Annotated in this window: 20 protein-coding genes and 1 pseudogene; 5 read left to right on the forward strand and 16 right to left on the reverse strand. The window is 51.0% G+C overall.

Going from position 1 to position 25,014, the window contains the following annotated elements; genetic code table 11:
- Positions 1-18: 18 nt before the first annotated feature.
- Entirely contained in the window at positions 19-1,002 is a 984-nt protein-coding gene (locus AB8809_RS03675) for an AraC family transcriptional regulator (protein WP_043881834.1), read from the reverse strand.
- A gap of 425 nt (positions 1,003-1,427) precedes the next feature.
- Between AB8809_RS03675 and AB8809_RS03680 the strand changes: the two genes are divergently transcribed.
- Complete coding sequence (locus tag AB8809_RS03680) at positions 1,428-3,728, forward strand: TonB-dependent siderophore receptor (RefSeq protein ID WP_349854552.1); 2,301 nt, start codon at positions 1,428-1,430, stop codon at positions 3,726-3,728.
- Between the two features lie 146 nt (positions 3,729-3,874).
- Here AB8809_RS03680 and AB8809_RS03685 read toward each other — a convergent pair whose 3' ends face one another.
- Positions 3,875-4,186: a metalloregulator ArsR/SmtB family transcription factor gene (locus tag AB8809_RS03685; RefSeq protein WP_349854551.1), complete on the reverse strand. Its 312-nt coding sequence runs from the start codon at positions 4,184-4,186 to the stop codon at positions 3,875-3,877.
- A gap of 248 nt (positions 4,187-4,434) precedes the next feature.
- Here AB8809_RS03685 and AB8809_RS03690 point away from each other — a divergent pair, with 248 nt between their 5' ends.
- Positions 4,435-5,835: an RtcB family protein gene (locus AB8809_RS03690; RefSeq protein WP_349854550.1), complete on the forward strand. Its 1,401-nt coding sequence runs from the start codon at positions 4,435-4,437 to the stop codon at positions 5,833-5,835.
- Positions 5,836-5,978: 143 nt separating this feature from the next.
- Here the strand turns inward: AB8809_RS03690 and AB8809_RS03695 are convergent, their stop codons facing one another.
- Positions 5,979-6,485 (reverse strand): DUF3060 domain-containing protein, encoded by a 507-nt coding sequence (locus tag AB8809_RS03695; protein ID WP_349854549.1) that lies wholly within the window; start codon positions 6,483-6,485, stop codon positions 5,979-5,981.
- A gap of 443 nt (positions 6,486-6,928) precedes the next feature.
- Here AB8809_RS03695 and acnB point away from each other — a divergent pair, with 443 nt between their 5' ends.
- Both acnB and yacL read left to right on the forward strand, forming a co-directional pair.
- On the forward strand, positions 6,929-9,526 hold the full coding sequence (gene acnB / locus AB8809_RS03700) for a bifunctional aconitate hydratase 2/2-methylisocitrate dehydratase (protein ID WP_015841689.1): 2,598 nt from the start codon (positions 6,929-6,931) through the stop codon (positions 9,524-9,526).
- A gap of 204 nt (positions 9,527-9,730) precedes the next feature.
- Positions 9,731-10,090, forward strand: coding sequence for a protein YacL (gene yacL, locus AB8809_RS03705; protein ID WP_349854548.1), 360 nt, complete (start codon positions 9,731-9,733; stop codon positions 10,088-10,090).
- A gap of 99 nt (positions 10,091-10,189) precedes the next feature.
- On the opposite strand, the gene fsa is transcribed toward yacL, so the two are convergent.
- From fsa to AB8809_RS03725, 4 genes are read right to left on the reverse strand one after another with little or no spacing between them, the layout of a single operon-like run.
- Positions 10,190-10,855, reverse strand: a complete 666-nt coding sequence (gene fsa, locus AB8809_RS03710) for a fructose-6-phosphate aldolase (RefSeq protein ID WP_342411577.1) — start codon at positions 10,853-10,855, stop codon at positions 10,190-10,192.
- Positions 10,856-10,906: 51 nt separating this feature from the next.
- Positions 10,907-12,166 (reverse strand): PTS ascorbate transporter subunit IIC, encoded by a 1,260-nt coding sequence (locus AB8809_RS03715; protein WP_180778566.1) that lies wholly within the window; start codon positions 12,164-12,166, stop codon positions 10,907-10,909.
- A gap of 14 nt (positions 12,167-12,180) precedes the next feature.
- Entirely contained in the window at positions 12,181-12,468 is a 288-nt protein-coding gene (locus tag AB8809_RS03720) for a PTS sugar transporter subunit IIB (protein ID WP_015841685.1), read from the reverse strand.
- Between the two features lie 23 nt (positions 12,469-12,491).
- Positions 12,492-12,935, reverse strand: coding sequence for a PTS sugar transporter subunit IIA (locus AB8809_RS03725; RefSeq protein WP_015841684.1), 444 nt, complete (start codon positions 12,933-12,935; stop codon positions 12,492-12,494).
- A gap of 263 nt (positions 12,936-13,198) precedes the next feature.
- On the opposite strand from AB8809_RS03725, the gene AB8809_RS03730 reads away from it, so the two are divergent.
- The gene (locus AB8809_RS03730; protein WP_182100568.1) at positions 13,199-14,389 is read left to right on the forward strand and encodes a LacI family DNA-binding transcriptional regulator; all 1,191 of its coding nucleotides are present in this window, start codon (positions 13,199-13,201) and stop codon (positions 14,387-14,389) included.
- A 179-nt stretch (positions 14,390-14,568) separates the two neighbouring features.
- Here the strand turns inward: AB8809_RS03730 and AB8809_RS03735 are convergent, their stop codons facing one another.
- From AB8809_RS03735 to AB8809_RS03775, 9 genes and pseudogenes are all read right to left on the reverse strand, one after another.
- A complete protein-coding gene (locus AB8809_RS03735; protein ID WP_182100569.1) occupies positions 14,569-15,606 on the reverse strand; it encodes a fatty acid desaturase in 1,038 nt (345 codons plus the stop codon).
- 42 nt (positions 15,607-15,648) lie between these two features.
- Entirely contained in the window at positions 15,649-17,265 is a 1,617-nt protein-coding gene (locus tag AB8809_RS03740; RefSeq protein ID WP_349854547.1) for a hypothetical protein, read from the reverse strand.
- 371 nt (positions 17,266-17,636) lie between these two features.
- Entirely contained in the window at positions 17,637-17,963 is a 327-nt protein-coding gene (locus AB8809_RS03745) for a multidrug efflux SMR transporter (RefSeq protein ID WP_015841682.1), read from the reverse strand.
- 17 nt (positions 17,964-17,980) lie between these two features.
- A complete protein-coding gene (locus tag AB8809_RS03750) occupies positions 17,981-18,397 on the reverse strand; it encodes a multidrug efflux SMR transporter (protein ID WP_194431073.1) in 417 nt (138 codons plus the stop codon).
- A gap of 46 nt (positions 18,398-18,443) precedes the next feature.
- Positions 18,444-19,394, reverse strand: coding sequence for a choline TMA-lyase-activating enzyme (cutD, locus tag AB8809_RS03755; RefSeq protein WP_180778571.1), 951 nt, complete (start codon positions 19,392-19,394; stop codon positions 18,444-18,446).
- A gap of 75 nt (positions 19,395-19,469) precedes the next feature.
- A pseudogene (gene cutC, locus AB8809_RS03760) lies at positions 19,470-21,845 on the reverse strand (choline trimethylamine-lyase); the annotation flags it as partial.
- 698 nt (positions 21,846-22,543) lie between these two features.
- Positions 22,544-23,233: an SDR family NAD(P)-dependent oxidoreductase gene (locus AB8809_RS03765; RefSeq protein WP_127156305.1), complete on the reverse strand. Its 690-nt coding sequence runs from the start codon at positions 23,231-23,233 to the stop codon at positions 22,544-22,546.
- Positions 23,234-23,297: 64 nt separating this feature from the next.
- The gene (locus AB8809_RS03770) at positions 23,298-23,765 is read right to left on the reverse strand and encodes a YhcH/YjgK/YiaL family protein (RefSeq protein ID WP_015841677.1); all 468 of its coding nucleotides are present in this window, start codon (positions 23,763-23,765) and stop codon (positions 23,298-23,300) included.
- A 61-nt stretch (positions 23,766-23,826) separates the two neighbouring features.
- A complete protein-coding gene (locus AB8809_RS03775; RefSeq protein ID WP_205947589.1) occupies positions 23,827-25,014 on the reverse strand; it encodes an exo-alpha-sialidase in 1,188 nt (395 codons plus the stop codon).

Consider the following 25,014-nt stretch of genomic DNA (forward strand, 5'->3'; position numbering starts at 1 on the left):
GTTATTAGTGATTCAGAATCAGAAGCGGTCTTTCAACTGCCCCGGTGTAATCCCGAATGCACGGCGCAGTGCCGTGGCAAAGTTGGCGGGGCTGTTGTAACCAGCGATGCTGGCCGCTTGCGCAATACCTATGCCGTCTTTTTGCAAGGCCAGCATGGCGCGCTGCAAGCGACTGTTACGCAGGTACTCAAACACGCTCATATTGAATGTTTGACGAAAATGGCGCTGTAGCGTGCTTTCACTCATGTTGACGCTTTTGGCTATCTCACTCATCGAAAGCTGATCGGCGCTGCCGCTTTCCAGCATCTCTCTGACCTGTTGAATGCGATGGTAGCCGCGCAGGGTGACGCCGCTGCTTTTTTCCTGCGCTACGCTGGCGGTCAATGACGTAAAGGCCTCGATAATCAGGCCCATACACTGCGTTTCCAAATAAAGGCGCTGGAGCGGCGTTTGGCAAGGTTCAGCGTCCAGCGTTTGTAAGGCAATGGCCAGTGCCTGTCGGGACGGCGTCCATAGATGCGTTGCCAGATGGGTCTGTGTGAAATCGTGGATGGCCTGCCAGTCGCCAACGGTATCCATCATGTTGCCGTACAGCCATTCTCTGTCGAATGTTAGCGTAATCGTTCGCTCATATTCATCACGTTTGCCGATACGGGTAAACATCGTTGGTTCTGTCAACGCAATCAGCGAAGCCGGTTGTTTCTCCCCCAGATGTAGCTCCTGATGGCCAAATGAGATGTGCGCATTACCGCTCACCACGATGGCGATCTTGATGGCGTCATCCAGCAGATTTTGGGTTTTCATGTTGTGGCGATTAATCACATCCGCCGTATGCAGGATCAGATGTGGATTGAGCTGCACGACGCTGAACGAGCCGAACAGCACCGGCGTGTTATCGATCAGCCGGGGGCCGATAAAACGGTAATTGTTCGCGACCAGGCTGGATTGCTGAACGATGTGATCTTTATAGATCGGCTTTGATGACTGTGTGAAGCTGCGCACGTGATTACCTACCTGATTAAAACCTTCGACCTGCGCCTTCCATTTTGATGCTTTGGCAAAACATTTTGCTGCTAGAGCAAACCCCGTCCTGAATGACAAATGTAACAATGACCGCGCCAAAATGGTAATGCAAATACTTCTCAATAGCATTTTTCGTTGGGGACGTCACATTGCACGATAAATGCATTTTCCATTTCCGGCAATGCGGAGAAAAGGGCTGATTGATGACAGACCGTATTTCATAACAACACCACGTGATGCCCGTCGGCATGACGCTTCTCTCCCGATAACCGCCATATCTGCGCGTTTTATCTCCGCCGTTATTCAGCACTTTTGCTGATTGTCGTTAGGTGTCGCTGTACCAGCTGCGATGTTGCTCCTTTTTCAGGCTACTTATTCATTTCTTACAGGGCAGGATAATTTTGATGAAACTACCACAATCGCGTCGTTATCTGGCGACGCTCATTGGCGTTAGCTGCGGGATGACATCGTTTCTGAGCGCTGCGCAGACCTCGACCACTCCTTCTACAGAACCTGCTCCTCAGGTGCAGAATCAGGCGGAAAGTAAAGCATCGGGCGATACGATGGTGGTGACGGCCGCAGAGCAAACCCGTCAGGCGCCGGGCGTGTCGGTGATTACGGCTGAGGATATCAGCAAGCGTCCGCCCGCTAACGACCTGTCAGATCTGATTCGCACCATGCCGGGCGTCAATCTGTCCGGTAACTCAACCAGTGGCCAGCGTGGTAACAATCGCCAGATCGATATCCGCGGTATGGGACCAGAAAACACGCTGATTCTGGTGGATGGCAAGCCAGTATCGAGCCGTACAGCCGTGCGTTACGGCTGGCGCGGTGAACGTGATACCCGCGGTGACACCAACTGGGTGCCTGCCGATATGGTGGAACGCATTGAAGTGCTGCGCGGTCCGGCGGCGGCGCGCTATGGTAACGGTGCCGCGGGCGGTGTGGTTAACATCATCACCAAGCAGCCGAGCCAGGAATGGCACGGCACCTGGAACACCTACCTGAACGCGCCGGAACATAGCTCGGAAGGTGCAACCAAGCGTACCGACTTCAGCCTGATGGGCGGCCTGACCGACAGTCTGAGTTTCCGTCTGTACGGCAACCTGAATAAAACCCAGGCTGATGCACGCGATATTAACCAAGGGCATCAGTCTGCACGTGCGGGTAATCAGTCAGCTTCACTGCCTTCCGGACGCGAAGGGGTGCGTAATAAAGATATCAACGGTCTGTTGCGCTGGGATATGACCAAGCAACAGTCACTGGAGTTTGAAGCGGGTTCCAGCCGTCAGGGCAACATCTATGCGGGTGATTCGCAAAATACCAACACGAACCCGCTCGTTGTTAGCAATTACGGTAAGGAAACCAACCGCATGTACCGCCAGAATTTTGCGGTAACGCATCGCGGCTACTGGGACAGCGGCGTCAGCTCTACGTCGTATCTGCAATACGAGCGTACGCACAATACCCGTATCCTTGAGGGGTTGTCCGGCGGTTTAGAAGGGATTTTTGATACAACGAGTCCGAACCAATATGGCACGATAAAACTGGATAACTTCACCGCGCACAACGAAGTGAATATTCCGCTGAATCTTTGGGTCGATCAGGTACTCACGCTCGGGGTTGAGTGGAACGAGCAGAAGATGACAGATCCGGTTTCGAACACGCAGACGACGACCGAAGCGGGGAGTGTGGGGTCGTTGAGCAGCAGTGGTCGCAGTGAGAAATCCGCCGCTCGTCTGGCTTCCGCCTTTGTGGAAGATAACGTCCAACTGACGGACAGCACCATGTTGACGCCAGCGCTACGTGTCGATCATCACAGCACGGCAGGCACCAACTGGAGCCCGTCGCTCAACCTGTCGCAGGAATTAGGTGACGATTACACGCTGAAGCTGGGTATCGCCCGTGCTTACAAAGCGCCGAACCTGTACCAGACCAACGAGAATTACCTGCTCTATAGCCGTGGACAGGGCTGTGCCGGCGGTACGTCTTGCTATCTGATCGGTAATGAAGACCTGAAAGCGGAAACCAGCCTGAATAAAGAGATCGGTCTGGAGTTTCACCGTGATGGGTTGATCGCTGGCATCACCTACTTCCATAACGATTACCGTAACAAGATCGAAGCAGGCAACAATGTCATCGGTAAAGCGGTGGGCGGGACTAATTCTCAATATGCCAACGCCAATATATTCCAGTGGGGCAATGTGCCGAAAGCCGTCATTCAGGGGTTGGAAGGTAACCTGACCGTTCCTGTCACGGAGACCATCAACTGGCGTAACAACCTGACCTGGATGCTGGAGTCGAAGAATAAAACTACGGGCGACTATCTGTCGATTACGCCGGAGTTTACCCTGAATTCATCAGTGGACTGGCAGGCGACAGAGAACCTTTCCTTCCTGGCCGATGTGACCTGGTATGGTCGCCAGAAGCCGAAGAAGTATAACTACAAAGGTGAGAGCGTAACGGGTAGCGCGACCAATGAGTTAAGCCCTTATGCGCTGTTCGGGTTAAGCAGTACCTATACGTTTAATAAGAACCTGAGCGTGACGGGTGGTGTTGAGAACCTGTTTGATAAACGCCTGTTCCGTGCCGGTAATGCGCAGGATGTGGTGAACAGTAACGTGGTTACCATCGCGGGTGCGGGTGCTGCAACCTATAACGAACCGGGGCGGACTTTCTTTGTTAACGTGAAGACGTCGTTCTAAGTTTTATATCCGTCATACTGAATCGCGAACGCCACGGTGCCATTGTGCTGTGGCGTTTTTTATAGCGTGCCATCCCTGGCCGCCATCCTGCGGGCTGTTGCTGCGCAACGTTAAAAATTTCTCCCGGAAATTTTTTATTGCTGCTATCAGGGGCAGAAAATGCCTTTTAAGGTGGCGACGATCGTTTCTACATTCTGATTTTCGATGCGGTAGTGCAGCGTTTGAGATTCGCGTCGATAGCTAATCAATCCTTCTTCACGCATTTTCGCCAGATGCTGTGAGAGGGCGGACTGGCTGAGCGGGATATGTTCAAGCAGCGCACCCACCGACATTTCACCGTGTTCGATAAGCAGGCAAAGCACCAACAACCTGTTCTCGTTGCCAATCGCGCGCAGCAGCGCCGCGGCTTTTTTCGCACCGTCCTGCATGAATTCCCGATCCGAATTGCTTAACGTCATGTTCATACCGTCCTGCGCGACTGGCTAATTTAGAGATGACTAATGTAGTCAGTTTACTATACCGTGAGCACAATGACGACGCTCGGCAACGTTGAGGATGGGGCACCCGCGCGACGCCGTAGCGGTTTACAATCAGGGCGTTCCTCCTTAGAATAATCGGACATCCTTTCCTGAATCTGCTGCTGCAGGAAAAACAACCTTCTCCTCGAAACGGGAGGAGCGATTTTCTGTTTTTTCCAGGTAGCATCATGTCTACATTCACTCGTTTACAAAAACGTTTATCCCGTTTGGGGATAGACACCAATTACCAACATTCTATTTATCATCTTCGCAGGCAGCATGCAGAAGCGCAGGTTCTGTTGCCGGAAGCGTTGCCGCTGGAAGAAAAGGCGGTTCAGCAACTGCTGGATTTCGCCTCGGTACACCTACCGGGCAGCGATGCACACGTCTGCGCCGCTCGCGCGACACCGGATTTCCACCCCGGCACGCTTGCGCCCGTCGGCAGCATTGTTGCCACTACGGAGAACTTTGTTATCCCTGCGGCGATTGGGACCGATATTAACTGCGGGATGCGCTTGCTGACGACGGGCGTACATCATACTGATGCTGACGTACATAAACCGGCGCTGATTCAGGCGCTCAAGAACACATTGCTGCTGGATCAGCGTGATGTTCCTGTGACGCCGGATTCGTTTTCCGCACTCTTTGATGAAGGGCTCGCGACATGGCTTGCGGCGCTGCCCTTGCAGGGGCTCTGGCAAGACGTAGACTTCCGACGCTTGTCGGCGGAACTTGGCTCCATTGCCGGAACTGAGGCGGTTCGCGCCGATAGTCGACATGCGCCTGAACCGTTTTTTGCACTGCGCGAGATTCTGCGGCCTTCCAGTCTGGGTACTGTCGGGTCGGGTAACCATTTCGTTGAGCTGCAAATTGTCGATGCGGTTTTGGATCGGCATGCGGCGTATCAGGCTGGCGTACAAGAAGGTGAAGTCGTCATTATGATTCATACCGGTTCACGGGACGTGGGCTTTTATGTCGGCCAGCGTGGGATCGATAAAGCGCGAGCCTGCTGGCCTGCGGGAGAAAAATACCCGGCGTCTGGACTGTTTGGTCTGGTTGATGAGCAGGCGACAGACTATATGGAAGCGATGGGCGTTGCTGCTCGCTATGCGTGGATCAACCGGATCGTGCTGACTGAACTGATTCGTTCCTCCTGGAAGCAGGTGTTTACGCGGGATACCAGCAGGCTGGTGGTCGATCTCTCGCATAACATTATTCTGCCGGAACACGGAATGAACCTGCATCGCAAAGGCGCGACGCCTGCCAAAGCCGGAGAATTCGCGCTGATCCCCGGCTCAATGGGGGACTACTCTTATCTCGTCACTGGGAAGGGGAACCCTGATTGGCTGTGGTCGTGTTCACACGGCGCAGGGCGTGCCGAACGTCGGCAAAGTATGCGCAATAAGATCGATACGGCGAAACAGGCAGAGACGTTGCCCTGGCAATGCATCACGCTGAAGGATGAGCGCCTGCGGGAAGAAGCGCCGGCGGCTTATAAGCCGGTTACGCCTGTGATTGATATTCAGGAACGGTCAGGGCTGATTCAACCCGTGGCACGGCTGCGACCGTGGCTGACGTTTAAGGCCTGATGTGATCTCTCCCTAAGGGGAGAGATGCGATATTTTTGTCCTAAACATGACGACCCAATCGGTCAGTGATCGATTGGGTCGTCATGTTTTTCATCGCAGTGGCCCGTTTGTCGGGTGTCTCTCCGAGGAAAGAATAGGGCGCGTTATGGCTTTTGTTTAATGACGTTATTGGCGCCGCTAGAGGAAAGGCGTGGTTCTGTTCCTCCCCACGAGAGGTGGTTGCTGATGCCATTGAAAGAAACCACTGTGGGCCCCTTAAAATCCAGGTCGAGATGATGTTCTGTGCCCGTTACGTTCACCTTTACTGGCTTATCATCGGCAACAATGTGCGTACGGATGGTGTTTTTATACGCGGCAACGGTCAGGTTGCCCGTTGATTGACCTGTAACGGCAATCTCAGAGCCGGTCACGGTGAGCGATGTCGCGGTATCGAATGTGACATTATGCTCGGAACCCATGATGGAAATCGCGGCGCATTGACCGGTTAGTACAATGTTGTTGCCGTTACCTGAAATAGTGACATCATTGCCATTGCAAGGAATATCACGCGTTAAACTGAACCCCTCCAGTTCAATGGGGGCGGCATAGACAGATGCGGTGAACGCGAAGGCCGTGACGAAGGCCGTTTGCAGATACCGGTTTATCTTCATGAAGTCTTTTCCTGAGTCAAAGAGGTCATCCGGCATCGTTGCCGTAGGGGCTCTTATCATCTGTTAACACTTTTCCTGACTCTATTGCGAACATTCTGATTATCACTGCGCCACCGGGTGATGATGAATCGCCTTACGTTGTTAAAAACTCACATATTGTATGGTTAACTCAGCATAGTTAGTGTGCGCCGTCGGGGACATGCTATTCTGCTGATGTCGGTATTTTTCAGTGATAGTGAAATGGGGCACATAGCGTAGTTGAATAAAAATTAATGTTGCTATTATGTGAACGAATTAACAATCAATTCAAATCCTGATATGCTGACGAGGCTGGACCGGACACTCTACTACCTTACATCCACACGCTGACACCCAGGCATGGACACCACAATTGGGAACAAGAGCGCCGGCATAATGAAGACAATGAGAGCGAGGAGAACGTCGTGCTAGAAGAATATCGTAAGCACGTAGCCGAGCGGGCTGCGCAGGGGATTGTTCCTAAACCGTTAGATGCCACGCAGATGGCCGCGCTGGTTGAGTCACTCAAGAATCCCCCGGCAGGCGAAGAAGAAGCATTGCTTGATCTGCTGATTAATCGCGTCCCTCCCGGTGTTGATGAAGCCGCCTATGTGAAGGCCGGTTTTTTGGCTGCCGTCGCTAAAGGCGAAGCCACTTCCCCTTTGGTTAGCCAGGAAAAAGCGGTTGAGCTGCTGGGTACCATGCAGGGTGGATATAACATCCATCCGCTGATTGATGCGTTAGACAACGACAAACTGGCACCGATTGCCGCTGAAGCGCTGTCCCACACGCTGCTGATGTTTGATAACTTCTACGATGTGGAAGAAAAAGCGAAAGCAGGCAATGCGCACGCCAAGAAAGTGATTCAATCTTGGGCTGATGCCGAGTGGTTCCTGTCCCGCCCGAAACTGGCGGAAAAAATTACCGTTACCGTCTTTAAAGTCACCGGTGAAACCAACACGGATGACTTGTCTCCGGCACCTGATGCCTGGTCACGCCCTGATATTCCGCTGCACGCATTGGCGATGCTGAAAAACGCCCGTGAAGGCATCGATCCCGATCAGCCTGGTGCCGTCGGCCCGATCAAACAGATCGAAGAACTGAACAAGAAAGGCTTCCCGCTGGCTTACGTCGGCGACGTCGTCGGTACAGGCTCATCGCGTAAATCCGCAACCAACTCCGTGCTGTGGTTCATGGGTGAAGATATCCCTTACGTTCCGAACAAACGCGGCGGTGGCGTGGTGCTGGGCGGCAAGATCGCCCCGATCTTCTTCAACACCATGGAAGATGCCGGTGCGCTGCCGATCGAAGTGGATGTGAACGATCTGAATATGGGCGATGTGATCGACATTTACCCGTATGAAGGTGAAGTACGCCGTCATGACACCAATGAAGTGCTGGCGACGTTCGCACTGAAGACCGACGTATTGCTGGATGAAGTTCGCGCCGGTGGCCGTATTCCACTGATTATCGGCCGCGGTCTGACCTCCAAAGCGCGTGAGTCACTGGGCTTGCCGCACAGCGACGTGTTCCGTATTTCCAAAGCAGTGGAAGCCAGCAAAAAAGGCTTCTCGCTGGCGCAGAAAATGGTAGGTCGTGCCTGTGGCGTCGCGGGTATTCGTCCTGACGAATACTGCGAACCGAAGATGACCTCTGTTGGTTCACAGGACACCACTGGGCCGATGACCCGTGATGAGCTGAAAGACCTGGCCTGTCTGGGCTTCTCCGCCGATTTGGTGATGCAGTCATTCTGTCACACCGCCGCCTATCCGAAGCCGGTTGACGTGACCACGCACCACACGCTGCCTGATTTCATCATGAACCGTGGCGGCGTCTCACTGCGTCCGGGCGATGGCGTTATCCACTCTTGGCTGAACCGTATGCTGCTGCCGGATACCGTTGGTACGGGCGGTGACTCCCATACTCGTTTCCCAATCGGTATCTCTTTCCCTGCGGGCTCCGGTCTGGTGGCGTTTGCTGCCGCGACGGGCGTGATGCCGCTGGATATGCCGGAATCCGTTCTGGTACGTTTCAAAGGCAAAATGCAACCGGGCATTACCCTGCGCGATCTGGTTCACGCCATCCCGCTATATGCCATCAAGCAAGGTCTGCTGACCGTTGAGAAGAAAGGGAAGAAGAACATCTTCTCTGGCCGTATTCTGGAAATCGAAGGTCTGCCGGATCTGAAAGTCGAGCAGGCGTTTGAACTGACCGACGCCTCAGCGGAACGTTCTGCGGCTGGCTGTACGATCAAGCTGGATAAAGAGCCGATCATCGAGTATCTGAACTCTAACATCGTGCTGCTGAAGTGGATGATCTCCGAAGGTTACGGCGATCGCCGTACGCTGGAGCGCCGTATTCAGGGCATGGAAAAATGGCTGGCCGATCCGCAACTGCTGGAAGCGGATGCTGATGCCGAGTATGCCGCGGTGATCGACATCGATCTGGCTGACATCAAAGAGCCGATCCTGTGTGCGCCGAACGATCCAGACGATGCGCGCTGGCTGTCTGACGTGCAGGGCGAGAAGATTGATGAAGTCTTCATCGGTTCCTGTATGACTAACATCGGGCACTTCCGTGCGGCAGGTAAACTGCTGGATAGCCACAAAGGCCAACTGCCGACCCGCCTGTGGGTTGCGCCGCCAACCAAGATGGATGCGGCACAGCTGACGGAAGAAGGGTACTACAGCGTGTTTGGTAAGAGCGGAGCGCGTATCGAGATCCCAGGCTGTTCGCTGTGTATGGGTAACCAGGCGCGCGTGGCGGATGGTGCGACGGTCGTTTCTACCTCGACCCGTAACTTCCCGAACCGTTTGGGCACCGGTGCTAACGTGTATCTGGCCTCTGCTGAGCTAGCTGCGGTCGCTTCTCTGCTGGGTCGCTTGCCGACGTCAGAAGAGTACCAGACCTACATGTCGCAGGTGGATAAAACCGCGCAGGACACCTATCGCTATTTGAATTTTGACCAGTTAGGTCAATATACCGAGAAAGCTGACGGCGTGATCTTCCAGACGACTGTCTAACTCGCTATAGTTCGCATCTCTACACCGAAGGAGGCCTTGTGCCTCCTTTTTTTCTGCCTGTTTTCATACTTCACGTTGCCTGTTCGCTGGCTGTTGGCTGCGGGCATTGTGCATCTGCAACATCAAAGGTGAAGGTGCGTCACGACGGTGGGGCGCATAGGCGACTAAACTGAACAGAAGAAACATCACAGTGGGGATGGCATCATGGACTATGAATTTTTGCGGGATGTGACAGGCCAGGTCATCGTTCGTATGTCGATGGGACATGAAGCGATCGGGCACTGGTTCAATGAAGAAGTAAAAGGCCAGCTAACGGTATTAACTGACGTTGAAGAAGCAGCGCGCTCTGTTGCGGGCAGTGAGCGGCAGTGGCGGCGCGTGGGTCATGAATATACGCTGTCGCTGGATGAAGAAGAAGTGATAGTGCAGGCAAATCAGCTGTCTTTTACCACGGATGAGCTGGAAGAAGGCATGAGTTATTACGACGAAGAGAGCCTGTCTTTATGCGGCCTGGATGATTTTCTGACGTTGGTGGAAAAATACCGCGAGTTCGTCCTGCATTGATGCTTTTGGCAAAACGACCGCATGTGGCAATGCGATCGTTTTGAGAACACGGTTATGTTGGACGCACCACCCGAGAGGCGGATGATGTTTTGCCATCAGTCAGCCTAGATCGGCATGACCGAAACGTGCCTGCCAGTCATGATCGAACCGGTTAAGGGCATCGTCAACCGCGGGGTCTTGCAGGAACAGCTCGGCAACGGCAGGGTCAACGGTAATCGCCCGACACCCGGCCAGCAGACAGTCCAGAACCTGACGTGGCGTCCTAAAGCTGGCTGCCAGCACCTGAGTTTGCGGGCTGTGCAGGTTAATCAGGGTTTGCAGCTCTTTCACCAGTGCAATCCCGTCGCCACCCTGTGCATCAATACGGTTGACGTAAGGCGCGATATAGCGAGCCCCCGCCAGCGCGGCATAAAATCCTTGCCCCGCGCCGTAGACGGCGGTGCCGAGGGTGGGAACATCCAGCTCTGTCAATCGCTTAATTGCCACTAAACCTGCATGTGTCACTGGTACTTTGACGACCAGAGAAGGAATCACGTCTCTGAGCTTCAGTGCTTCTGCCACCATCACGTCAGGATCGCGCGCCATCACCTGAGCAAACAGCTGTCCTTCTGGGCCGATAACGGCCTGCATCTCACGTAGCACGGTATAAATATCGGCTTTTCCGCGTGCGACAATACTCGGGTTGGTGGTCACGCCTTTAATCGGTAACACGCCAGCAAGCCGTTCTACTGCGGCCACATCAGCCGTATCTAAATAGAATTCCATCATTGCCTCCGTAAACTAAAACTGGTGTCGGATGAGATTAATCATGCGGGCTTAGCGCACGATAATGCCCAGCAGGATCCCCACCGCGCCGAAATCGGAATCGCTGAATGTCGTGTTTGCCAGTCCGATACTGCCCAGCACTGGCAGCAGGAAAACGGGCAGGAAGGTGATCAGCAGTCCGTTGGCAAAAGAGCCTAAAATCGCGCCGCGACGCCCGCCAGTGGCGTTACCGAAAACTCCGGCCGCTGCGCCGACGAAGAAGTGCGGCACGACGCCAGGAATGATCACCGTCATACCCAACAGATAGAGCAGCACCATACCGACCACCCCAGCCGCAAAGCTGCTCAGGAAGCCGACCAGAACGGCATTTGGCGCATAAGGGAAGACGACGGGGCAATCCAATGCCGGTTTAGCATTGGGAACCAGTTTGTCCGAAATGCCTTTAAATGCGGGCACGATTTCCGCAATCACCATACGCACGCCTTGCAGCACGATGTACACGCCGGCGGCAAAGGTAATGGATTGAATCAGCGAAAACATGAACCAGTTTTTCCCACCGGCGTTCATCGTTTTCACCGCTTCAGGGCCAGCAAACAGACAGGTGAAAATGAAGATGAAAAACATGGTAAACGCGATGGCGACCGGCGTATCACGCAGGAACAGCAGACTCTTCGGCACTTCCATGTCTTCGGTTGATTTCTCTTTATTACCAAACTTGCTGCCGATAAACGCTGACAGCAGCTGTGATATCGCAGAGAAGTGACCAAAGGCGACGTCATCCGAGCCTGTGACTTTCTTCATATACGGGTGAATAATGGCAGGGAACAGCACCATCGATACCCCGACGACCAGCGACCCAACGGTAATCAGCAGCACACCTTTCATTCCTGCTGTCGCCAGAATCACGGCAACCATCATCGACATAAACAGCGTGTGGTGTCCGGTCAGGAAGATGTATTTCCACGGCGTAAAGCGGGCGATGGCGATATTAATGACCATCGCAAAGAACATAATCATCGCCATCTCGGTGCCGAAGTTCTTTTGCGCGACGGCGACAATGGCTTCATTGTTAGGGACTACACCGGCAATACCAAATGCATGGTGGAAAATCTCGGCGAAATCACCCAGTGAGGACACAATCAGGCTGGCGCCTGCTCCGAGGATCAGGAAACCCATCACGGTTTTCACGGTGCCTTTGATGCACTCCGTGGCAGGTTTCTTTTGTGCAATCAGGCCGATAAGGGCGATCAAACCCACCAGTATTGAGGGTTCAGACAGCACATCACTCATTAAAAAACGGAAGAATTCCATTTTTGATCCTCCGCTTATAAAGCGCCAAGTTCTGTCAGGGCGACCGACAGGCGTTCTTTCATCGCCACTTTGTCGATCATGTTATTCAGGGACACAATTTTCCCTCCCACCGCCTGCGCGATGAGCTGATCGGCAATATCTTTGGTGCCGACAAAGATGTCGCTGTCCGTGCCTTTCGCCGAACCTAAATCCACGTGATCCACATCAGCAACCACGCCGAGTTCTTTCACGATGTTTTTAATGCTCATTTCCATCATCAGGCTGGTACCCAGACCGTTACCGCATACGACTGTAATTTTCATAATGTGTGTCCCTCTGGTGGCAATTAATAACGAGAAATAACGGAAAGCACCTGTTCGATATCCGTCGCACGGAGTAACGCGGCGACGTCATCAGGTGTGTCGAACAACTGAGCGAGCTGTGAAATAATATCGATATGGCTATTGCTGTCCGTGGCGGCTAAAACAATCAACAAATGCACGGGGTCGTTACCGTCAGAATGGAAAACCACGCCGTCACGAATCAGCGTCAGGCTGACAGCGAGTTGATTCACGCCGTCTTCCGGACGGGCATGCGGCATGGCAATGCCGGGGCCGACGACATAGTAAGGACCGATGGCTTCATGAGAGCGATAGATAGCCTCAATATAGGTAGGTTCAATCGAACCGTTATCCAATAAAGGCTTACAGGACAAGGCGATAGCGTGACGCCAATCATCACAGGCAGGCAAAATCTGAACAACGTCTGGTGTTAGTAAAGTGTTAAGCATTAGAGTCACCTCTGTATCATTCTGAACGCAGGATAGTGTGCTGATTGCGAAAATAATGTGATTAACATCTAAAAAGATAGCGCTAACTGATATGTGTATCATTAACTGTGACCGGCTTAGCACAAGCGGGGCCTTTATTTGTCCACTCGAACCGGCACAGGCACACTATCAACGGTGATGACAGGGCGTGAATGACGCAGCATGTTCGGACGGTGTAATACCGCTGTGCGATGAGAAAAATGACGAATGGAGAGGAAGTGAGCATGCGTAAGCGTCGCAGTACCGGTAAGGTTACGCTACAGGATGTCGCTGACTACGCGGGCGTAGGAACGATGACGGTATCGCGCGTGATGCGTAAGCCCGATCTGGTTTCTGAGAAGCTACGCAGCAAAGTGGAACTGGCCGCCAGAACATTAGGCTATGAACCTAATCAGGAGGCTAGCCAGCTCACCGAGAGCACGAATCGCGTCACGCTACAGGACATTGCGAGTCACGCCGGTGTTGGTGCGATGACAGTGTCCCGCGCGTTGCGGGAGCCGGGGCTGGTTTCCGATGCCACACAGAAGAAAATCCATGATGCGATCAAAACGCTGGGCTATGTACCGAACCACGCCGCAGGGGCGTTGGCCTCATCCTATCAACCCGCTATCGCGGTGCTTTATCCTTTTCAGCAAGATCGCGCCAGCGTGCGTTTTGTGCAGGCATTACAGCAGGCGGTGGGCAAACATAATGTGTCGATAATTATGGGCTGCCATGAATATCGCCAGCACACCGAAGCCGGCATGGTTGAAAAACTCTTGCAGCAGCGGCCAGCGGCGCTGGTGTTATTCAGTGCGCAGCTTTCGCAACGAACCCAGGACATCATCCAGGCCAGCAACGTCATTACGGTGAATGTGTCCGGCGCAGCCGCGCTGAATGCGAATATCAACATTGATATTGCCCTTGCCGAAGCGGCGGAACAACTGACGATGTCACTGCTGGAAAAGGGATATCGCCACGTCGCTTATATTGGTGCGCATACGGATAACCGTTTGCAAAAACAGCAGTTGAATGGCTGGAATAAAGCCATGCTGGCGCATTATCACAATGCGGATTTGAAAATTACGATCCCGGAAGCTCCCAGCCTACAGTTTGGTCGCTATGCCATGACGGAGCTACTGCAAAATCAGCCGGAGCTGGATGCGATTATCTGTAGTCATGAGGAAATTGCGCTAGGCGCGCTCTTTGAATGCCAGCGCCGCCTGATGAAAGTTCCTTACGATCTGGCGATTGCCTGTCTGGATGGTTCTGAACAATGTGAGCATACGTTCCCGACGCTGACCGCGATGCAGCTTGACTATGAAAAGCTGGGCGCGGAGGTCGGGCGTCTGGTGCTTGCCATGATGGACAATGACGAACATCCACCCGTACTGGAAAAAGTGAAGTTTATCTTTGAACCCCGCGCCAGCAGCTAACAGGAGAGACGTGTTGTGCTGCATGTTGCATAGCTATTTGGCAACATGATCGTGTTTTTCCTGAAAAGAGACTCGCGTCGAGTATCAACGGCCAAAGCAGAGATTTCGGCCGTTGATATATTGCGATGGTTGGCAGCCACTATCCGATGCCACGCTTCAGAAAGCGCCGCCTTTCTTCATTATTGATTCTGGTTCCAGCGGTTCGCGCGGCTGAAAGAACCGAAGTCATTAAACCGAACGCCCATATCCCTCATGACTTTATGCGCCACGGGTGTTGATAGCTGTCTTATATAAAAGGGTTCATTCACGACAAAATGATGTATTGCATGTGTGCTGCCAAAATTAAAACAGAAGAAATTAATGGGGTAGAGCCACCAGGGATTAAGAACCTGTGTTTCCTGAATGACATTTCCGCTTTCATTGTCACCATGGTAATGCAGGTTTGACGAGATAAAATGTAAGCAGAATGACCATAGCATATTGGGGCCAACAATGATTACCACGGAGATATTAATAAAGTGAATGGCACTCATCATGGTTTGAGACCAGACTACTGGATTTTCTGTTAATATAAAATAAAGGTTTACGCCGTGAAAAATTAAAAAAGAATACCATATTACCGAGTAGATGACGGCGAAGGGGAAAAATGCTTTGACGGAAAATGAAAGCAATTTCTTTTTCTCCAAAGGCGTTTTGGCATTATTCATCATAACAACGGCGGCGACAACTAAATCACTAAGCATTAAAATTCGTAGAAGTCCCCATTTTCTACCATTACCTAAAAACTTCTCTTCTACATCATGTTCAGAGCCTGATACCTGATGGTGCAGTAGATGTACGTCACGCCTCATCCACGGACTTGCTGTGCTGGGACGCATTAGCCAGACTACGGTCATCATCATATGGTATATAAAGCGATTTTTTCTGAAATATAAATTGTGGATTAGGTCATGTTCAATTTCATGTGCAACAGAAATACATAGCGTATTGACTATCAGGCAAGCCCACCAGGGAAGATAACCATAAAAATAGAATAAGGAACTGAGTACCATCACGACTGTGATTGCAGTTAAGGCACTAAATCCTAATAGATCCTGATGATTTAGAATAGGATGTTTATTTCGCAGTTCCTTACCATATTCAATAATGACTTTTCTGATTTGTTTTGACTTTGCGCTATCATCTCTATCTATCAGGTTAGATATAGGTACATTCATGGTATATTTCTCCGGGAGGCAGGTGAAATGTTAATTAACTATTTATGACATCGCGTAAAGCTCTGAAGTAAACTCTTCTGTGTAATTAGGAGTAATGATTGGTGCGGTAATTAACTCAATTGGTGGAGTAAGTATCTTCATCAAATAGTTTATCTTTTCTATCGTCGGGTTAATGATATTGAAAGATAGGGTATCTGACATATACGGTGTAAAGCTATTGCTGAGGTCTTGTAGCATGTCACTCTCTAAAATGCCTGTTTTTTGGATGTTTTGAATAATAAGATCCAGTGCGTAAGTATAGGTAAGAGCCTGTGCTTCTGCATGGGTGAATCGGCGCTGATTGCAGGCGGTGACCACTTTCTTTTCTATTTCTTGTGCGATGTTTTCTGGTTTAATGTCATGATTTTTAAATCTATTTAATCCAATCATATACTTGGCAATCTGATAAGACATGACGGAGTTATCACCAGCAAAGGTAATATTAGCCTCATAGTCAATCTGCATAGACATAATTTGGTTGTAGTGATGTAGACCCTGAGCCCCGCACATCGCCCGGCATTTGCGTAGGATTTCCAACCCCAGTGATGACCCTAAGTATTTTCCGACGGCGACTAAAATCTGCAATTGTTTATGCGTGCTTTTATCTTCCCAATTCATTTTGAATTGCTCAATGATAACATTATTCAAAACGTGCAGAGAGAATGCTTTGAGTAACTCGGGGTATAATCGTTGACAAAATAATGGCTCCATAATTAAGGTTTGATATGTTGGCTTTAATGATGTGACTCGGTGTTCAGAATATTTATAGGTAATATAAAGTGCGGCTGCTGCAGACAGGCTACCGCTGCTCAATGGAAAAATGCGTTCCTGCAAAAAGGTTTCAAATAGTGACGCGAAACGTTGGGATTTGGACGTCTGACTATAAAACACGCCATCGGAAGTAATTTCAGAATGGCGCTGCATCATCGCTTCAAGGGGCAAACTGACCTGATTAAACCGAAGGCCGGAGATTTGATATCCTTCCACACCGCCTTTGGGGTCGCAAGAAATAGCACTGATGCCGGTAAGTAAATTCTCACCTTCTTTATCTCTCAACGGTACTCGAAACCAATGAATGCCTTCATCACGATCGTTAACGATCAGTCTTGCCAATACCATACCGACGGTAGCGGAATAAAGTGCATTTCCTATCCAGAATTTCGCAGAATCAGGCGTTGGAGAATCGAGTATCAGTCTGTGCTGTAGATGATCGTAAGTGACGGTGGTTTTTATATTGCGTAAATTAGTACCACAGGCTATTTCTGTGCAGCAAAAGGAATAGATACGATCTAAGTTAATTACCTCATCTCGATATTGCCTTATCTGACTGGGGCTGGATTGCGTAAATATTACATTTCCTGCAATGAGGTGTGCTGCAAGAGATATGCCTAATGATAAATCTAACGTGCCGAATAAAGCGACGTTTTTACAGAGTTCATCAAACTGCTCCTGGTTTTCTTGCCCCAACCACATTTCATTATTAATCAATCCATCTTGAAAAATAACCCTCATTCTTTTTACCGTCAAATCCATATAATCACGTGATGAAATATGATGCCTTATTCTTGGATCAAATAACTCCATTTCTATGATTTTATTAAATTTATCATTACAAGACATGCTCACCCCTCCGATGGGATATTAGATATGGCATTGAATCAAGATGTGGACTTTCTTAATGATAAGAGTTTTTCAGTATAGTTATTACTTTTTTTTGTTCAAGGTGAAAATAATCATTTTTCGCTATTAAATAGGGTGCTTATTGTTAACTTAACTAGGTTTTATTTTTTTATTAATGAGTGACTTCATAATTATGGATAATTTTATTTTTTGAATTTTTATTTTTTTTATCTAATATTATTCGATATTATGCTACCGGCCGATAATGGTGAACGAGTGTAGTGGGGCCTGAACGGCCCCGCGATGTAGATACCGTGGTGCTGAGTGGGATGATGAGTGTTTATTGACAGGTGTAATAAAATCAATGTCTTTTACATGCTCGAATACATATTCATGATAATTCCCCCGCTGATAATTAACGCCATAGAGAAGACGGCGGGGAGATCCGGTTTCTGTTTATAAAGCAGCATCGAAATAAACGTTACGCCGACGATGCCAAAGCCGCACCAGAGGGAATAGGCAATCCCTACGGGTAAGTAGCCCATTGCCCGCGTTAATGAAAAATAGCAAAGGCAATAAGCGAGGATCACGATAACGGAAGGTGAGAGTTTTTTAAATCCATCGGTTTTTTTGATCATTGACGTGCCGGTAATTTCTGAACCAATGGAAAGTGCCAGCCAGAGGAATCCGTTTAACATGATGGGTATCCTTACGTTTAATGGATGATTTTGGTGTTTAACGGTGGGTTCTGAACACTGTCCGTGAGTATTTCGGGCTGTTCATCAGCGCCCATCTTAGAGAAGAGGTTCATGATTGCTATGCCAGCGGCAATCACGCTCATGCCAATGATGGCCGGAATATCAGGACGCTGGCCGTAAAAGATAATACTGAGCGTCGAAACCAATAAAATCCCCGTACCGGACCAGGTTGCATAGGCTAAGCCCACGGGAAGATGTTTTACCGCTTTTGATAGCGAATAATAGCAAACGCAGTACAGCAGAATAATTACCGCTAATAACGCTATTTTTGTTATCCCTTGACTATTATCAAACATTTTTAACGTAGAGGTAGCAGACGTTTCTGACAGGATAACTAATAACATCCAAAGCCATGATTGCTTTCTCAGTGACATATATTGCTCCCGACTTATGTTAATAATACGCTATTTGGTTTTTTCTTTAATGACGAACCAGACGAATATCGAAATCAAATTCGTTAAAGAACGTCTCCAAACGATTTAACTCTTCTTCGTTGTAACTGGGGTCCTCGTTTATTGGGTAAATCATCCCCAGCCTGTCGTATTTTTTGCGGCCTAGCTGGTGGTAGGGCAGTACGTCGATGCGCTGTATATTGCCGCGCTGTGCCAGCGTCTGGACATAGTGAATGGCGTCGGTAACCGCATCGTACGAATCGTTATAGCCGCGAACGAGTGGCATACGAATGACGATATCGGCTCCCAGCCCGACCAGATGTTCCAGATTGCGCCGTATGTTTTCATTCCCAACGCCAAACAGCGCCTTGTGCTGCTGGGTATCAATGTGTTTGATATCAAAAAGAAATAAATCCGTTACGGCGGCTAATCTGCTGTAGTGGGATTTCAGGGTTGTGCCCTGTGTTTCGACCGCGGTGTGAATCATCATGCGTTTGCAGGCGGTGAGCAGATCGACAGCGAAATCCGTTTGTAGACTCATTTCTCCGCCGCTCAGGGTGACGCCGCCGCCAGAGGACAGATAAAAAGGGTAATCCTGCATGATTATTTCCATCAATTCCGTAACCGTCATCTCTTGTCCTATGACGTCCAGCGCGCCGGACAGACAGGCTGTTTCACACTTTCGGCAACCAATGCAGTCCGCTGTGCGATCGAGATGATGGTGCCATTGGCCGCTGCTGTCTGCTTGCATGCGGTGAACACCCGTCGGGCAAACCTCCGCACATTTTCCGCAGTCGATGCATTTATCCTGAGAGAACATGATCTGATAGGCGTTGCTGATCCCCTCTGGGTTTGCGCACCAGGGGCAACGGATATTGCAACCTTTCATAAAGATCAGCGTGCGGACGCCTTCCCCGTCGTAGATCGAATACTTCTGAATATTGAAGAGTCGTCCTGTGGTTTTCTGCGCGTGTTGCATTGCGATGCCTCCTTCTGTCACCGTCAGCGTCCCTGCTCGACGATATGCTGCGAATTCCTTTAGGCGCTGTGGCGATCAGAACTTATCGATCATGGTGCGGCTAATGATCTCATCCTGAACTTCCTTGCATAATTCAACGAAGTAGGCGCTGTATCCCGCGACACGCACGATCAAATCACGGTATTGCTCCGGCGTTTGTTGGGCTTTCCTCAATACTTCATCGTCAACGTAGCTGAATTGCATCTGCCCATTACCCAGAATGGACGATGTTCTCAGCAGGGAAATCAAGCCGTTGCGGCCTTCTGGCGTATCCAGCATGCCTTTGAGGAATTTGAAGTTATGCACCATGCCAATGTTCATGCTTTCCACATTCATTTTGCTGACAGATTTGATGCTTGCCGTTGGCCCTTTTTTGTCAGCCCCTTGCGTTGGGCTGATCCCATCGGAGAGTGGTGCCCATGCCAGTCGGCCATTCGCGCTGGCTGCGGTCAGTTCACCGATTGGAGTGTTATTCGAGATCGATAATGTGCCGTGGCTAAACGTGGAGTAGAGCATCTTGTACTGACGGCACTCCTTTTCCGTCCATTCGGTGATATCCCGCGCAAGCTGGTCGGCCGCGTTATCATCATTGCCGTATTTCGGCGCATTCAGGCAGTCTCTTCTTAGTTCGTCATAGCCTGAAAAATTCGCCAACAGGCCGTCACGTAGTTGTTCCAGCGTGTATTGGCGGTCTTCATAAACGAGCTTGCGGATAGCCGCCATGGAGTCAACGTAAGTCGCCAGCCCGGAGAAAATGAGCCCCGGCCCGTGATTGACGACGGCACCACCGGCCGCCACATCCCGTCCTTTTTCCATACAGCCTTCGACCAGCAGGGACATCAGCGGCTTGGGCGCGACATCACGATGTACGCGCTGGCTGATCACGGTGCCAATCGCGGACAGACGGATAATGTGTGCGATCTGCGTTTTCACTGCGCGATCAAAATCTTCAAAGGTCTCCAGCGTGCTCAAGTCGCCAGTGTCCAGCCCCTGAACGCGATCGAACAGGATCATACGGCCGCGGTTTAAGACAAACTCGATGGCGATCGGCCACTGGGTGTAGCCCGTGGAGGTCCATTGATAAATGCGGCCTGATTTTTGCGGTTCGACACAGCCCATCAGGCAGTAGTCGCGCGCATCTTCAAAGTCGAAGCCTTTGCGCAGCATCATCTTGATATGGGAATCATCAAAGTGACATGCCGGAAAGCCCATCCCTGATTTAACGACGTCGACAATTTTCTCCAGATACGCCTGAGGGGATTGGTTGTGAATACGGCAGGCCAGTGACGGCTGATACACCTTCACGAAGCGCACCGCATCCATGATCAGGTAAGTCAGGTCGTTACAGGCATCGCCTCCGCTACGCTTCTGCCCGCCGACCGTCAGGTTTATGAACGGCTGATAGCCCGCGAAATATTTCGCACCGCTTTCGCTGGACATCCACATCAGTTCCGCACATTTCAGAATGAACATCTGCATCATTTCCAGTGCCTGCTCGCGTGTCAGGCGACCGGACTGAATGTCGGCTTCATACATCGGGTAACAGTATTGGTCGACACGCCCCAGTGAAATCCCTGTCTGGTTCTCTTCCACTTCAAACAGCGACTCCAGCGTCCAGATGCTTTGCAGTGCTTCCTGTAACGTTTTGGGAGGATGGGCTGGCACGTTCTCGTTGATTTCTGCAATGGTCAGCAGTTCAGCGCGCCGTGAAGCATCTGTCTCCTGTGCCGCCAGTTCCCGTGCGTGTGCCGCCATGCGGCGGGCATACGCCATGACGCCGTCGCAGGTTTCAATTGCAGCCTTATAAAAATAGATACGATCGATATTATCCGGTTCTTCCATATCAAGCTGAGCCAGATTCGCCTGCGCATCAGCTTTGATGCCCTCCATGCCTTTGGTGAACAGCAGCACATCGTAACCGGGGCAGGTGTCGCCGCCGCCGTTGATCTGGTGGTAAGAAAGATCGCTGACGAAGGTTTCTCCGCTGAATGCCCAGACGCCCGCTTCACGGTATTGTGTCTCGCAAATCTCATCCAGCGAGCGGCCTTGCCAAAACGGGACTATCTCATCACGGATGGTTTTTTTATCTTCTTCTGAAATTTGAAAAGGATCCTGAGGACGGGTACTCATGGTATCCAGTTCGTCTCGTACCCAGCGCCAGGCAATATCGGGAGAGAACGCCCCCGCACGCGGTTTACCGCAGGGATGCCCGACGATCAGCTCCTCGTCCTGAATCAGTATTGGAGCGGTTTCGCAGGCTTTACGAAAGGATTTTGCCCGTAACAGAATAGGCGGCAGGCCAGGATTGTGCTTCGCCACCTCGGTGAAGGCCAGTGCGCGATAAATAGAAATACTGGGGCGCGCTTCTAAATAACGGGCGCGAAGACGTTGCATGCGTGGGGTAAGGAGCTCTTGCTCCGCGACGCTGGAGGTTTTTTTTACGCCACCCAACGTAGCCATTTTTTCATTATTCAATATGCTGTTATTAAACGGGAAATGATTTCTTTCTGGTGCTAATGCGTCATTATCCATACGAAAATCTCCTGCGGTTATTTGTCTATATCAGTAAAGCGCTATAAGAGAAACCTAATTCGTCATCTCTGAATGGTGGAATAGGCAGGAAAATACCGGCCTGAATATTAGTGCCACTATATATTCTGGTTCTTTATTTTTTAAATTTTTTATTTGTTAAATATCAATGTATTGGTTTTTTATTTGTCTTTGAGGAACATGGGAGGTAAATTATTATTAGTTAACGAATGTTTTTTTTAGGTTGCTGTTTTTATTATTTTCATGCGTTCAGATAGTGTAGGTGATATTTAATTTTCGGTAGTTAATAATAATGTTGATAAATTGACTAAGATCAATTGATTCTATTTTATTGGGCTGTGTTTCTTTATTGTTCTTTTGTTAATTATTTCGGATGGATGTATTCATAATAAAAGAGAGTGATATCTCTCTACATAATGCGAGTTACAGGAGGCGCATAAGGGAGGGGGAAATAATTCAGGCCAATCTCCGTTTAAGAATCTTGGCCTGTAGTTATAAACAATGAGTTATGAACAATGAGTTAGGAATTATGAACTACGAGTTATGGAAATCGTGATGAATTACAGCGATGCGCCGCCGCACATCACCAACTGCTGGCCAGTAATGGCTGCGGCAGATGGGGAGAGTAGGTAGCCCACCAGATCGGCCACTTCTTGCGGCTGGATGAAGCGCCCAATTGGCGGCAGCTTCGGTGGAGAACTCTGACGGCCCGGCATTGTTAGCATCGGGGTTTCTGTGGCACCCGGTGCGACGATGTTCACCGTAATGCCGCGTGGCGCCAATTCCGCCGCCCAGCTTCTTGCCATGCCGATCATCGCAGATTTTGTCGTGACGTATTGGCTGCGTCCCGCTGAACCGCTCGACGTGCGACTGCCCAGCAGCACAATGCGGCCACCTTGTGGCAGCTTATCGACCAGACGGTCGGCGAGCACCTGCGCCGCGTTGATATGCAATCGCCATAGCGTTTCACCGTCTTCCAGCGAAAGTTGGCCGAGCGGGGCAGCTTTCATGATGCCTGCGGCATGGATGACGGCATCAACCTGCGCAATTTCGTCCAGAATGGCCGTCAGCGCGGGCGTATCCATGATATCCACCGCGCGGTGGGTAAAGTGTGGATGTGAATAGTCACCCGGCTTGCGCGACAGGCCGGTTACCCGCCAGCCTTCCGCCAGTAATTTTTGTGTGATGGCGGCACCGATCCCTGAGCTGCTACCGGTAATCAGGGCGTGTTTAGGGGCTGTAGCTGACATGCAATGTCTCCTTCGTTCGGACTTAACGGTTTTGATGCAACCGTGTTAATGACAACGCTATGATTTACAACAACGCGACGGGAATTTTAAACACGGCTTTTTTGACCGGAGCAGGGCTGTCGTTAATCGCACACAGCGCCTGATGGGCTTCGCCCGGATAGAACGTGACGAAGTCGCCTGCCCGCAGATGGATCTGATGCGGCACCTGTGGGTTATCCAGAATGTAGAGATCCGGCTTACGCTCGGTCGCGGGTTGGCCATGCACATCATTCAGACCGTAACCGATAATTTCCTCGCCTTCCAGAATCAACTGAATATCGAGGTAGTTGCTGTGAAATTCGGTATGTCGCGTGGCACGCGGTGCGGTATTCACGGTACCGATATTGTAAAACCAGTCGGCACCTTCCGGCTGATAGCGGCCTTCGGGCAGCGCATTCAGTTCAGCTAACGACATACCGGGTGCAGACAGAATGGTCCAGAGTGCATCAGGCAGCGTAGCGAGTTTGAGGGCGTTTAGGTTTCCTGCAATCATAATAATATCCCGGGTATAGCGGGGGATAGCCCCCGCTGACAAAGAGAAAAAGTAGCGTGGTTTAGTTCGCCTTGACCCACTCTTCACTTACCACGACGTGCTTGATCGCCTGACGGAAGTAGGTGAACGCCACGTGCAGTTTACCGTCCTGCGCCTGTTTGACGCTGGGGTAAGAGAACTCGCGGTTCAGCTTCTCGGTTGAGTTGTTGGTCATGCAGTAGCCGTCGCCCACTTCAATATTACGCTGCCACGGCCAGCTCTTACCGCCATCTTCCGAAATGGCGAGCGTCATCGGTGCACGTGGGGCACCCCAGAAGGCGCTGCGGCTGCCCGCCTGAACTTCCGGCATTTTGGCATTGCTGGCTTTGTCTTCTTCATCCTCGATTTCATCGTACAGCGACAGACGGCGCTCGGTGGCATCGGCGGCGCTCATGTGGTTGAACACCAGCGCCAGATGGCCATTCTCCAGCGTCGTCACCTGAATAGATGAGTTGTTGTTGGGCAAATCGGTCGGCACGGGATCTGACCAGGTTTTACCGCCATCCGTTGAACGACTTTGGTAGATGAAATCAGCCCAGCGGCTGCGGTATAGCGCCAGCAGCGTACCATCCTGCAACGGGGTGATGTTCATATGTACGCAGCCCGTGCTGTTTGGCACCGGATATTCCCGCCAGGTTTTACCCTGATCGCTGGAAATTTTCACGGCGCTATCATCGTTGTTGCCGACCCACTTCTCACCCGGCTGAACGCGGCAGTAGAACACTGGCAGCAGCCAGTCGCCGTTTGCCAGCACGGTGATTGGCTGGCGGATGAACGTTCCCGGCTGGTCGAGCAATGTGCCGATCTCGCCCCAAGTGGTGCCGAAATCCGTGGATTGGCGGTAGCGCACAATGGCGGTGTCCTGATTACCGGATTTCTGCGCGGTATACAGTAGCCATAGCACATTATCCGGCGCGAGGAACAGAACCGGGTTCTGTTCGGAACGCGTAGCATCCTCAGACAGCTTAACGGCTTTGCTCCAGTTATCGCTGCCTTTCACCAGACGGGACATGTAGATAGAGATATCTGCAATCCCTTCCTGTGTGCCGCCGAACCAGACGCACAGCACATCGCCGTTTGGCAGATGGAGCAGGTTGGCCGCATGATTCTGCGGGCATTCCGACGGAATGTAGGCATCCAGACGCGCGGCATCGCCTTCTGCGTGATGAACTTTTCCGCTACGTTCCACGGTAATGATTTCGCTACTCAT

Origin of the sequence: Pectobacterium aroidearum (assembly GCF_041228105.1) — a bacterium.
GTDB classification, from domain to species: domain Bacteria; phylum Pseudomonadota; class Gammaproteobacteria; order Enterobacterales; family Enterobacteriaceae; genus Pectobacterium; species Pectobacterium aroidearum.